Below are 11,695 nucleotides of genomic sequence, written 5' to 3' on the forward strand. Positions count from 1 at the left end.
CATGCTCTTCCCTTCTCTATATGATTTATTAAATTTATAATCTCGCTCTAGTTTATACCTCTTTCTTCTTGGCATAAAGCAATTTTTTTATCTGTTCGATTTCATCAAATTTCATGACCAGGGCCAAGAGGAGGTAGCTTATTCCCGCCACGACCATGGCGCCCAAAAGGGCCACATTCGGCGAAAGAAAGCCCAGAAGGATTTTCTCCACGCCCTTGGCAATAAGGCCCATGACAATCGATGCCAAGGCGATTTTTGCGGGATTCTTCGCTCCGCAGGCGAGTTTCAAATCCATGGACGTGTTCTTTAAATGGATCAGCATGCCCACGGCCCCCACCCAAAGGGAGACGGAGGTGCCTATGGCCAGGCCACTTAGGCCCACGACTTTTCCGAGAATAAAACTTAAAGCCACGTTCACCGCCGCCATATAGGCCGCGTTAATTAAGGGAACTGCGGCGTCTTTTCGGCTGTAGAAAATCCGTACGCCGATTTCCCGAATACCGATGGCGAAAAGGCCCAGGGCGTAAAACAAAAGCACTTCCCCTGTGGCCCGCACATCTTCTGCGGAAAAGGCGCCGCTTAAAAACAAGAGCTGCACGATTTCTTTGTGAAAGCACAGGACGCCGACGGTGGCGGGCAAGACGAAGGCCGCCATCAAAGAGAGGCTCTCCCGCATCACACGAGACAGTTCCTCGCTGCTTTTATCTTCCACCAGCTTCGCCATGCGGGGATAGGTGACGGTAACGATGCTGGTCACCACAATGCCCGTAACGAAGCCCTGAATCTTTGTGGCGTAGTTAATCACCGCGACCCCGGTGGGGGCGATGACGGAGGCCATGGCCTTGCTAACGATGTTGTTCAGCTCCAAGACCGAAGTGGAGATTAATATGGGAAAAATTAAGCGCCACATATGCCCCATGGCCGCCCCTTTCAGGGGGTAGCCTCTACGCAGGTGAAAGCCGCTTTTTTTCAGATAGGGCAAAAAGATCACGTATTGAAAACAAAAAGCGAACAAAATTCCCAGGGCCAGAAGGCGCAAGTCGCCGGCGCGGCCCAAAAACATGGCCACGATTAAAATGCTGTTCATGACCACGGAGTGGAACATGGAGACGATAAAGTGTTCGTGAATTTGCAAATAGGCTTTAAAGATGGAAAAGACGGCGCTTACCGTCATGCTCAGTGCCGTCACTCGGCTCATGGCCACGGTTTTCTCGAAGGTGGCGCCTTGAAAGCCCGGCGCCATCACATGCACCAGTACCGGCGCAAAGATAATGGCGAGGACGCTGAGGATTAAGGCGATGACCGCCACGGCAAAGACCAAGGTGGTGGTGAAGCGATTCGCTTCCTCCTCGCCTCCTCTGTGGGCCATTTCCGTGTAGACGGGAATGAAGCCGCCGGCAATGGAACCTGAAAAAAGATTGGATAAGACCATAGGCAAAGTAAAGGCGATAAGAAATATATTCGCCACATCGGATGTACCAAAAAAATGGGCTAGGGCTTTTTCCCTAGCCAATCCAAAACATTTGGTCCCTATGGTAATGAGCATTAAAAGTAGGGATGTGTGCTGCATAATTCCCTACTTTAAGATACCGAAGCTGTAGCCGTCGTCCCGAAGGGCGTCGATGACGTGGGGCAAGGCGTCGGCGGAAAGCTGTTTCGTTTCCGCATCGTGCATTAAAATGACGATCACCGAAGCGTCGCCGTTTTTCGGCATGGACTTCTTCAAAAATTCCACGAGGCCTGCAGCCGTAGTGGGGCGGCGACTGGCCGGTTCCGCATCGCCGGTGAGGGCGTTCCAGTCGATCCAGGAAATGCCCATGTCTTTCAGCTTTTGATCGGCCGCATCCAGGCCCTTCCAGCTCATGTGCCCGCCGGGGTAACGCCAGGCGCCGGAATGAAAGTTTTTCCCTAAAATGCTTTGCAGGGCTTTTTGCGTTTTAATGGCTTCCCCTTCGATGGCCGCCGTATCGGCGATGCGTCCGGGATAAAGCTTGGTGTAATCGTGGCTGTAGGAGTGCAGGGCAATGGCGTTGCCTTCGACTAATTCCCGTAGCAAAATATCGCGATTTTTTTCATGGACGCTTTTTCCCACGACAAAGAAAGTTCCGTGGACACCTTTTTCTTTTAGCGTGTCCAAAATTTGGGGCGAAATCTTGTGATTCGGGCCGTCGTCGAAGGTTAAGAAGGCGATTTTTTTCTTGCCCGTATATTCCCGCTTGCCTTGAATGATTTCGGAAATTTCTCCCGCATCGTAGGCGTAACTCGAAGCGCGGGTAATGTGGTTTTCACCTTTGGCCAGGCGAATTTCAATGCGGTCGTTAATAATATTATTGGTTAAGTTGCCGATTTCTTGCGGCGTGTAGCTGCCCACGGTATGTAAGGCATCCATGTTTTTAAGGACAAACCATTCGATTTGGTTTCCGCCCCCATCCGATGCGCCCTCACCGGCGAGACGCTTTAATTTATGAAAGGCCCCGGCGAAGACGATTAAAATCACGGCCAAAAGCACGAGGCCGCGAAGGCGCGCCTGTCTCTTTCGCTTTTGAATGCGCATTTTTCTGCGCCGCCGTTGTCTTTCCATTTCTTCTTTATTCATAGCTCCTCCTTAAGGACGCACCGTAATGGTTTGCGCAATTTTTCTGCCGTCGCCGTAGACGTAGCCTTTCAGCACACTGCCGTTGTATAGCCACACCACGCGGCGGTCCTTTAATGTATCTTCAATATTGACCATGTCCAATAAATAGGTCGCATCGGAATCTAAATCCTTTAGCTGTACCAAGCGCCCCTGTCCGAAAGCCAGGTACCTGTCGCCCATGAGCTTGACGCTGTGGCCTTTGTTCTTGTCGTAGGCTGCAAAAGACACGGCCTGTAGCGTATCTCTATCGAGAATGGTGACAAGGCCTAAATCCCCGTCGTCCAGGAGAATGTAGGACGCACTGAGGCTGAAGTGGCCCGCCTTGGAATCCAAGGGCCTGTCCTCTCGGTCGTCTTCGTGTATAAACAAGGCGCCGCCTCTTCGGTAAATGATGCGTCCGTCTTGAACATCGAAGTCTTCCGTGTCCCGATCCACTACCCGCTTTAACACTTTCGATTTCGGCGAGTAGGCGTAGATGCCGCCGGGCCTTTGAAAGTACACGTGGCCGCGGTCGTAGCAGATTCTTTCTGCGCCTTCCATGGCGTAGGGCAAGGGATAGAATTTGCGGCTCATTTTATCGAGCGAATAAATGACTAGCCGCTGACCGTCCACAGCCAAGGCCGATTTCGTTTCGTCGTCGTAGTACACCGGCGCGTCTAAGGCCAAGTCGCCGATAAAGCGAATGGACTGTTTTTCGTTGATTTGAAAAAAGCTGCCCATGCCTCCGGGCACTTTTTCGCCCCAGCCCCTGATCTGCGTGGTGCTGATATCGTAAATTTCCGTGGCCATGGTGCCGTCGCGATAGGGGGAGATGCTTCCCACCTTCACGGCGCGATCGGGGACCACTTTCGCTTGATCCTCCGGCGGCAGAATCAACAGGCGGGATCCGTCGTCTGACAGATTGATTCCATAGCCCATTTCCTTCAGTGTAAAGACCAGGGGCACATAGAGTGCGTCGCCGTCAAATGTGGGATAAGACGCGGCCTCTGCCCGCCCCGATGGGCGAACCACCACGGCTTTATCCGCCGCCATGTAAATGCGATTGATTTGATTGATGGTAATGATTTTTTCTTCGGGAAAATAGCCCATGCGCTTTTCTCCCACCAATCGGATAAAATCCTTGTAGGCAAGGGCCCAATCGCCGTTTATTTTTTTTACGGGATAGGTGTAATGCACCGGGACCGCGCCCTTGGATCGCCGAAAGATAGAAAGCTCCGGCACATGGTTGGGCGTTTCCACCACCGGCTTTTTCGATGGTATGTCGCGAAAAAATTTCTCCTCCGGCGAATAAGGCTTCGCCGCCACTAGGAAGGCGAGAAGAAAACACGCCGCCAAAAGGGCTTTTCTTTTCATCATCTTTCGCCTCCGCCATTATTTTACCACAGCCCGAGGGCTTGAAATTCTAAGATAAATAGGATTTATCACTCAAAAGGTGCGATGACATTGTCCTTTTCCAAAAGGCCCAGATAACTAAACGCCGCCTCGCCGAAAGCCGTGGGACGGAAGATGATTTTCCCCTCGTCGTTTACGGCCATGTCGTATAAATCCAGGTCCCGACCCAGATCCATGATGCGTCTCAGAATCACGTCGTCTTTTTCACCGACCACTTCCCTGAAAAGCTTGGCGCCCGGCTTGAGGCATTGGGCATAAACATCTCGAAAAGGCCATTGGCGGAAATACATATCTGCGCCTTGGAATTTTTCGTTAAACAGAGTGCTTACCCAAAGCACCAACTTTTCTTCGTCTTCCATTTGCATGTATTGCTCCAGGCGAATGGTGGGAAGAAGCAGGCCCTCTTCCACAAAGACCAGGCTCTTTAAAAGGGCGAATTTTCTGAAAAACACCAGCTCCGGAAAGCTGCTCTCCCGATTGGCCTGGCTCTTTTGCAGAAAAATCGGCACATTTTGCCGCATGCGCGCCAAGCTCTTCTGGTTCAAGGCGCCGGTTTTCGTCACCATTAAATCTTCGTCGAGAATGGTTTCCATGTAGCGATCGAACTGATCGAGCCAGCGGGAGGAGCGCTTCATCTCGCCCCGGGCCTCTGCCAGGCTGTTTACCCGGTACATTCCCCGCACCGAGTGGGCGAGGCGCTTTTTATAGTCGAGAATTTTTTTATCCGCCGGCTCCAGGGAGCGAAGGCCCGCATCGTTTCCCCGCATGCGGCACCAGTGGCGAAAGAGGGCGTAAATCCGAAGCATTTGGGCGTCGTCAGCGAAATCCCCGTCGTTTGAGGCCGCCACCATAAGCTCGTCGTAGTGGGTGAAGCCATTGTCTTCCAGATTCACCCCTTCCGCCATAAGCACCGCCGAGTCCATGTGCTCGAGAAGGTACATATCCGCCACCACGGCGGCGTCGTCATCGGCAAATTCCGGTGCCAGGGCGAGAATGCCCTCGGAGACATCCAAAAGCGCTTCCTCCTCGTCGAAAGGCAAACTTTCCTCGTCCTCCGCCCGAGCATAGGCCAGGGCAAAGAGAAAGAGGATTTCCGGATTCCCGTTTTTTAAGGTGTCCTCATAGGCCTTTGTGTTTTCCTGCATCATGGGCTGACGCTTTTTCAGTTCCATGACCTGTTCTCCAAAGGCATCCCGTAATTTTTCAGGCACAACCTTCGCCTTGTTGAAGAGAAAATGGCCCACGGAAGTTTCCACGATGCGACCCAAAAAGAGATCTCCCTCTTTCAGCGCCTTCGCCTCTTCCGTGGCCTCGAGGATGACGGCAGGCTCGGGAAACAAAAGGCTTTGCACATAAATGCCCGCCTCGCTTTTGTAATTGACGCGGTAAATGGACAGATAGGAATCGAAAATCCGCTCCAAATAAGGCTCCACGCCGCGCATTTTGTGAATGTGGCGCCACAACTGGCCCACCAATTGGCTCGTCGTGGGGCGATTTTCCTCCGTGTCGAACATGAGCCAGGCGGCCAAGTCGAAATGAGGAATCGACACGCGCATGGGCGCATACATTTCCTCGTCTTTAAATAAGTCGTCCATGGGAATGTTGTGGCGAGTGGAATCCACAATGGCCACAATATCCTCCAGGGTTTTCAGCCAAAGCTGTGTATTAGACATGGGTTACTCCTTCGTCGTAAAGGGCTTTTGTGGCTTGGAGCTTTTCCAAAACCACATGGACGTGAAAATTCACAATGGGATCGGGAAGCACCTCGTCCATGCCCTCAAACAGTTCCGTGTAGTGGAACAGTTCTTGAATAATCAATTTATTTTCCGTCGTTAGTTTGCTTTCCATCAGATTCATATGAGACAAAACCCGCAGCGAAATAAAGCATTCGCTGAAATGATCCAGGAGATTTTCCACGCCGTAAAGGTCTACGTCTCGGGCAAAGGGCTCAGACATTTCTTTTTTGATGAGCTCAAAGGATTCCTGGGTTTTGGCGAGCTCTTTTTGCAGCGCATCGAGCCCGATCTTTTCGTCGGCGAGAATCACGGCCTCGGAAAGGCGGAAAATATCTTCGTATGTCTGCTCCAAGAGGTTTTCGAAACTGCGCTTCGGCGTGGGCCGAGCGATGAGGTAATTAATGACCAGGGAAACGAAAATCCCGAGAAAGGTCCCAATAAGGCGGTTGACGCCGTAAATTAATTGGGATTGCGTCGATGAAAAGCTGGCCACGAAAATAATATTCGTGAGATTAATAAAGCGGTTCATCTTAAATTTCAGCAGGGTTAAGATAATAATGACGATGCCCACGCCGGCGATAAAGGGACGAATGTAAATGTTGTCGGTGATCAGTGCCAAAACATAGCCCAGGACCACGCCCATGACGCAGGTAAACATTCTGAGTCTGACGGCTTTGTGGGTTTCGTGAACCGAAGGCTGCATGGTGGTCATGGCGGCGATGGCCACAAAAAGGGGCGTATGAAGCCCCAGTATATTCGATAAAAACAATCCGATGACGACGGCCAGAGCCGTTTTAAATGTACGCATGCCGACATGGGGCAAATGATCTTTTACCGGTGGAATGTTCAAATTCTGTTCTCCTTTTTGCACTTCTAGAAAAAGTATAGCAAACTGAAAAAAAACTGCAAGGGAGAGGCCCGTTTCAATCTCAGGAATCGGGGTATTATAATAAAAAGTAGTGAGAGGAGACATGACTATGCGTATTGAATTTTACGGAAAGAATATTGAAGTGACGTCGGCTTTAAAAAATCAAGCGGAAAAGAAACTGTCGAAACTGGACAAGTACTTTGCCGAAGAGGTAAAAGCGAAAGCCACATTCTCTGCCACCAAGGGCGATCACACCACTGAAATTACGGTGTTCTTACCGACCAGCATTGTCCGCGCAGAAGAAACGACTCAAGACATGTACGCCTCCATTGATTTGGCCGTGGACGCGCTGGAAAGGCAAGTCCGCAAGTACAAGACCCGCCTGAAACGGCGCCACCAAAATGCCGATACCATTCGCTTCGAAAATTTCGAACAGGCCATGCCGCAAAGCGAAGAAGACGAACAGGGCAAGATTATTTCCAAGCGGAAGCACTTTAAACTTCTGCCCATGCACGAAGAAGAAGCCATGCTTCAAATGGAACTGTTGAACCACAATTTCTTCGTCTTCTTAGATGCCGAAGACAGCGCACCGGCCCTGCTTTACAAGCGCCGCGACGGCAATTTCGGTCGCATCGACTTCGATATTTAATCTTAAACACGCCCTATAATAAAGAAACCGGACGCTCGTCCGGTTTTTTAATTGGATTCAATTTCTTTCGGTAGCTCGATAAAGACCTGGAAGTAGTCTCCGTCGATAATCATGCGAAATTCGCCGCCTAAAATTTCCACCAAGTTTTTGGCAATATAAAGACCCAGGCCGCTTCCTTCCGTGGTGCGGCTCTTGTCCCCCCGAATGAATTGATTGGACAATTCGGCGGTGGACTGGTTAATCTTGTTTTTCGACAGATTCTTCATATTGAAGTAGATCTTTTCCCCCACCACCGAGGTGTTGGCGGTGACGGTGGTATTTTCTTTCGCATACTTATAGCAATTACTAAAGAGGTTTTGAATGACGCGGCTCAAAACATTGCCGTCGGTGTAAATGGGAATGTCTTCCGCATCGGAGGTGTAGACGAAATTTAAATTCCTGGATTCATAATCGGCGGCAACGTCGCCGTAGATCTGGCTGACTAATTCATTGAAGTCGATAATCACCGGCTCCAGAGTGACATTGCCGCTTCCCGTCTTCGAGGCTTCGATCAGATTTATAATCATGCTCTTGAGCCGCTCGGAATTGCGCCCCAGAATATGAATGTAATTTTTCGCCTCGTCGTCCATGACGTCTTTTTTGCTTAATATGTCAGCGTAGTTAATGATGCTGGTCAAAGGCGTTTTTAAATCGTGGCTGATGTTGGTGATGAGCTCGGTCTTCATCTTTTGCGACTTCACCTGGGCCTGAGCCGCCTGATACATGCTGTCTTTGATCCGGGTCAGATCCATTAATGCCTCGTAGGTGGATTCCTTCATCATAGGCGAGAAGGCCGTAATGTCCACATAGCTTTGGGTCTCGGCAATGGCGGCGCGAAGGATGCGGTTTTGAACCACCTCGTCTTCCCCCATGAGCATGAGCCGCAAAACGGGCATAATTAACATGCCGTAGAGAACGGGAAAGCCTGTAAACACCATGAGAAAGTAGATAATTAAAAACAGATTCATGAAGCAAAAGAAGCCGTAGATGGTTTCTTTATTCATTTCTTTAATCATGCTCGCCGTGAGCCAGGTGCGGGTGGTGGCCCGCATAAAAAGCTTCACGCACCAAAAGACCAACAGAAGCACCAAGACCGTCAGGCTGTAGAAGGCGGAGCGGGAAGGATCGTAAACGTGTCCGCCGAAAAAAGACGCGAAAAGACTCATGCACCCCATGATAAACCACAGGTCCACCCAAATGATTTCCAGGTAATTGCCCCGGCAGTACTTATAGGCGCGGGCTTTGATCCCTTCGAAAAATTGCCGACTCTTGTCGGTCATTTAGTCCACGTCCTCGAATTTGTAGCCCATGCCGTAGACGGACTTAATGTAATCGGGCTTTCTCGGATTGATCTCCACTTTGTCCCGCAAATGGGAGATGTGTACGGAAATAACTTTTTTTACGTCGTGGGCCGATTCTTCCCACACAATTTCGTAAATTTCGTCGCTGGAGAAGACCCGCCCTTTGTTTTTCATGAGCAGACGCAGAATCTTGTACTCGTGGGGCGTTAAATTGGCCACTTCCCCGTCTACCCGTACTTCCTTGGCGTTGTCGTTTAAGCTGATGCGGCCCACGGTGTAATTGCCGTCGTCGATTTCCGCAGCACCTAAAGAGGTGTAGCGGCGAATGCCGGAGTTGACCCGGGCGATGAGTTCCACGGCGTTAAAGGGCTTGATGATGTAGTCGTCCGCCCCCATGTTCAAGCCGATGATCTTGTCTGTGATTTCACTTTTTGCGCTTAAGATAATAATGGGAATGTTGCTGGTTTCGCGGATTTTTAAAATGGCGGACATGCCATCCATATTAGGCATCATTAAATCCATTAAGACCAGGTGAATGTCCTCTTTTTTCATTACTTCCAGGGCCTCGAGGCCGTCGTAGGCGGGAAACACCCTGTATCCTTCCGCTTCCAAGTAGATTCTTATTGCCGAGACGATGTCCTTTTCGTCGTCGCAAACCAAAATATTGTATTGCATAAATCATCCTCCATCTTGGGTCTATTCTATCATAACTATGATATAATCGCCTTAGGAGGGAAGAAGGATTCTATGAATAAATTGAAAAGGAAACTCAAAGGTTTCGTTACAAAAAAGCCTTTCGCTTTTTTCGATATCCTTTTCTACAACATTTTGAAAAACGATTCGATACAAAAGGCGGCGAGCCTGTCCTACTTTTTTGTTTTGGCCATCTTCCCCTTTTTTATCGCCCTGTTAAATATTCTCAACGTGGTGAACCGAAGCTATCTTTCCAAAGTGTCGCAAATACTGGACAATTTGCCGCCGGAGATTCAAAGCATTGCCACGAGTTTTTTTAAAGACCTGCAGCTGAACTCGTCTTCGGCCCTTTTGTCGATTTCCTTAATCGGTACGATTTATGTGGCCAGCAAGGGCATTAAGCAGCTGATTAAGAGCATTAACGACAGCCTTTCCATTGCGGAAGATCGAAACATTTTGTCTCTCACCGTCCTGTCGTTTATTATTACCATCGCCCTTTTCGCCTTGGTGATTTTGCTCTTTGTCACCCAAGTCATCGGCTCCAATGCCCTGCGCTTTGTTTTTCAGTTTTTGCAGCTGCCCCCGAAGGCATTTACATTCATCCGCCGCATTACCACCTTCGTGCCCCTGGTGTATATGTTTTTGAGCTTCTACTGCCTCTACCGCTTCGCACCGAAGTGGCCTGAAGGCACGAAGCCGAAAGCCGGTGTACACTTGGCAGCGGCTTTATTTTCCACCGTAGGCATTTTACTTTCCAACGCGGTATTCGGCTATTATGTAGCGAATTTTTCCAATTATTCCAACACCTACGGATCCCTGGCGGGGATGATTATCTTTTTAGTATGGCTCTATCTGTTCGGCTTGATTCTGCTCGTCGGCAGTTCCGTTCAGGCGAGTCTTTATCTATTGAACACGAAAGGCGCCCAATGGCCACGGGAAGAAACCCTGCTTTCGGGCCTGATCTCGTCGCACACGCAAGTGCTCTGATTAGTATAGGAGTTATTTATGAAACAATTTATCGTCGATACCTTTACGGAAAAAGTATTTAAGGGCAATCCCGCGGCGGTCTGCCTGCCTGATCGCCTCTTAACCGATGAGCTCATGCTGGCCATTGCCAACGAAAACAATTTGTCGGAAACGGCCTTTGTCATTAAAAACGGAGATAAATACGTGCTCCGCTCCTTTACGCCGGAAGAGGAAGTGGATTTTTGCGGCCACGCCACCTTTGCCGCCGCTTACATCGTATTTTTGATTTTGGAGCGGGAAAAGGACACGATTTATTTCGAAACGAAATCCGGCACCATGCCCGTCTCCAGAAAGGGCGATCTCTTTACCATGGACTTGCCCACTTTCCCGCTGAAAAAAGTCCCCGTTACCGATGAAATGACAGCAACGGTGGGCGCCACGCCCAAGGAAGCTTACATGGGCAGGGATTTACTCCTGATCATGGAAGATGATTTTGATTTGGCGGGATACGATCCGGACATTTTAAAGATCAAGACCTTGGAAGGCTCCATGCTCCACTTGACCAAGGCAGGCGACGGGGATTACGACTGCATCTCCCGCTCCTTTGCGCCGAAGCTCGGCGTGGACGAAGACCCGGTCTGCGGTTCCGGCCACTGCCACATTTGCGTCTACTGGTCGGAAAAATTAAACAAGCCCGACATTTTGGCCTACCAAGCCAGTCGCCGCGGCGGCATTTTGGAAACCTACGTCACCCCGGGCCACGTCAACTTAACGGGCCACGCCGTCATGTTTTATCGAGGCGACATTCACATCTGATCCCCTGCACAAAAAAGCGATCCCTCTTTTTAGAGAGATCGCTCTTTTATTGCCTTTATTCGTAATCAACATCCCGGGCCTTCATGCACACGATGCCGGAAACAGACGCCGCCCCAGCGTCCATGCATGCTTTTTGCGCGGCCCTCATGGTGGCGCCGGTGGTGTAGGTGTCGTCGATTAACAAGAGGCGCTTCCCCGACACATGGCTTGCGGCGAAGGCGTTCTCGACATTCAATGCCCGAGCCTTGGCCCCGAGACCGATTTGATCCTTGACCTTTTTTGTGAGCACAAGCCCCTCTTCAAAGGGCAGATCCATCTGTGTCGCCACTTTGCGGGCGATGAGCCCCGGCGGATTGTAGCCCCGAATGCGCCGCTTCTTCGCCGAGGTGGGCACGCAGACGATGGCGTCGAAGGGTCCGAGGCCGCTGTGGCGCAAAAAATCCGCCGCCATTTCGCCGAAGACATCCGCCCAATACCGCTCTTCGCGAAATTTTAAGCCTTCGATCATAAAGGACGCCGCCTTATTTTCCCGAAGCAGAGCATAGACGGGAAAGGCCTTTTCGCTTAAAATTGCCTCCCCCATAAAAGAGAGAGTGTCTA

The 11,695-nt window shown here is 50.3% G+C and carries 11 protein-coding genes; 3 read left to right on the forward strand and 8 right to left on the reverse strand.

Features of this window, described 5'->3' with window-relative positions; genetic code table 11:
- Nucleotides 1–52: 52 nt before the first annotated feature.
- The 5 genes from murJ to KO087_RS04350 form a co-directional block, all read right to left on the reverse strand.
- The gene (gene murJ / locus KO087_RS04330; protein ID WP_215508077.1) at nucleotides 53–1,570 is read right to left on the reverse strand and encodes a murein biosynthesis integral membrane protein MurJ; all 1,518 of its coding nucleotides are present in this window, start codon (nucleotides 1,568–1,570) and stop codon (nucleotides 53–55) included.
- Between the two features lie 6 nt (nucleotides 1,571–1,576).
- Nucleotides 1,577–2,596, reverse strand: a complete 1,020-nt coding sequence (locus tag KO087_RS04335) for a polysaccharide deacetylase family protein (RefSeq protein WP_215508078.1) — start codon at nucleotides 2,594–2,596, stop codon at nucleotides 1,577–1,579.
- 9 nt (nucleotides 2,597–2,605) lie between these two features.
- Complete coding sequence (locus KO087_RS04340; RefSeq protein WP_215508079.1) at nucleotides 2,606–3,991, reverse strand: hypothetical protein; 1,386 nt, start codon at nucleotides 3,989–3,991, stop codon at nucleotides 2,606–2,608.
- A 65-nt stretch (nucleotides 3,992–4,056) separates the two neighbouring features.
- On the reverse strand, nucleotides 4,057–5,700 hold the full coding sequence (locus KO087_RS04345) for a hypothetical protein (RefSeq protein WP_215508080.1): 1,644 nt from the start codon (nucleotides 5,698–5,700) through the stop codon (nucleotides 4,057–4,059).
- Nucleotides 5,693–6,571, reverse strand: a complete 879-nt coding sequence (locus KO087_RS04350; RefSeq protein ID WP_215508081.1) for an FUSC family protein — start codon at nucleotides 6,569–6,571, stop codon at nucleotides 5,693–5,695. Before KO087_RS04350 ends, KO087_RS04345 begins: the two co-directional genes overlap by 8 nt.
- 169 nt (nucleotides 6,572–6,740) lie before the next feature.
- Here KO087_RS04350 and hpf point away from each other — a divergent pair, with 169 nt between their 5' ends.
- A complete protein-coding gene (gene hpf / locus KO087_RS04355; protein WP_215508082.1) occupies nucleotides 6,741–7,280 on the forward strand; it encodes a ribosome hibernation-promoting factor, HPF/YfiA family in 540 nt (179 codons plus the stop codon).
- A 47-nt stretch (nucleotides 7,281–7,327) separates the two neighbouring features.
- Here the strand turns inward: hpf and KO087_RS04360 are convergent, their stop codons facing one another.
- Complete coding sequence (locus KO087_RS04360) at nucleotides 7,328–8,599, reverse strand: sensor histidine kinase (protein ID WP_215508083.1); 1,272 nt, start codon at nucleotides 8,597–8,599, stop codon at nucleotides 7,328–7,330.
- Complete coding sequence (locus KO087_RS04365) at nucleotides 8,600–9,295, reverse strand: response regulator transcription factor (protein WP_215508084.1); 696 nt, start codon at nucleotides 9,293–9,295, stop codon at nucleotides 8,600–8,602. It abuts the gene before it with no gap.
- Between the two features lie 72 nt (nucleotides 9,296–9,367).
- Here KO087_RS04365 and KO087_RS04370 point away from each other — a divergent pair, with 72 nt between their 5' ends.
- Together KO087_RS04370 and KO087_RS04375 are read left to right on the forward strand one after the other, a co-directional pair.
- Nucleotides 9,368–10,300, forward strand: coding sequence for a YihY/virulence factor BrkB family protein (locus KO087_RS04370; protein ID WP_215508085.1), 933 nt, complete (start codon nucleotides 9,368–9,370; stop codon nucleotides 10,298–10,300).
- 18 nt (nucleotides 10,301–10,318) lie between these two features.
- Nucleotides 10,319–11,095 (forward strand): PhzF family phenazine biosynthesis protein, encoded by a 777-nt coding sequence (locus KO087_RS04375; protein ID WP_215508086.1) that lies wholly within the window; start codon nucleotides 10,319–10,321, stop codon nucleotides 11,093–11,095.
- 55 nt (nucleotides 11,096–11,150) lie between these two features.
- Here the strand turns inward: KO087_RS04375 and KO087_RS04380 are convergent, their stop codons facing one another.
- The gene (locus KO087_RS04380; protein ID WP_215508087.1) at nucleotides 11,151–11,678 is read right to left on the reverse strand and encodes a ComF family protein; all 528 of its coding nucleotides are present in this window, start codon (nucleotides 11,676–11,678) and stop codon (nucleotides 11,151–11,153) included.
- Nucleotides 11,679–11,695 lie beyond the last annotated feature (17 nt).

The organism is Peptoniphilus rachelemmaiella (genome assembly GCF_943169845.1).
In the GTDB taxonomy this organism is placed as follows: domain Bacteria; phylum Bacillota; class Clostridia; order Tissierellales; family Peptoniphilaceae; genus Aedoeadaptatus; species Aedoeadaptatus rachelemmaiella.

Excerpts from the sequence above, each read along its gene's own strand:
- murJ (WP_215508077.1), bottom strand. The coding sequence starts at position 1,570 with ATGCAGCACACATCCCTACTTTTAATGCTCATTACCATAGGGACCAAA.
- KO087_RS04335 (WP_215508078.1), bottom strand. The coding sequence starts at position 2,596 with ATGAATAAAGAAGAAATGGAAAGACAACGGCGGCGCAGAAAAATGCGC.
- KO087_RS04340 (WP_215508079.1), bottom strand. The coding sequence starts at position 3,991 with ATGATGAAAAGAAAAGCCCTTTTGGCGGCGTGTTTTCTTCTCGCCTTC.
- KO087_RS04345 (WP_215508080.1), bottom strand. The coding sequence starts at position 5,700 with ATGTCTAATACACAGCTTTGGCTGAAAACCCTGGAGGATATTGTGGCC.
- KO087_RS04350 (WP_215508081.1), bottom strand. The coding sequence starts at position 6,571 with ATGCGTACATTTAAAACGGCTCTGGCCGTCGTCATCGGATTGTTTTTA.
- hpf (WP_215508082.1), top strand. The coding sequence starts at position 6,741 with ATGCGTATTGAATTTTACGGAAAGAATATTGAAGTGACGTCGGCTTTA.
- KO087_RS04360 (WP_215508083.1), bottom strand. The coding sequence starts at position 8,599 with ATGACCGACAAGAGTCGGCAATTTTTCGAAGGGATCAAAGCCCGCGCC.
- KO087_RS04365 (WP_215508084.1), bottom strand. The coding sequence starts at position 9,295 with ATGCAATACAATATTTTGGTTTGCGACGACGAAAAGGACATCGTCTCG.
- KO087_RS04370 (WP_215508085.1), top strand. The coding sequence starts at position 9,368 with ATGAATAAATTGAAAAGGAAACTCAAAGGTTTCGTTACAAAAAAGCCT.
- KO087_RS04375 (WP_215508086.1), top strand. The coding sequence starts at position 10,319 with ATGAAACAATTTATCGTCGATACCTTTACGGAAAAAGTATTTAAGGGC.
- KO087_RS04380 (WP_215508087.1), bottom strand. The coding sequence starts at position 11,678 with ATGGGGGAGGCAATTTTAAGCGAAAAGGCCTTTCCCGTCTATGCTCTG.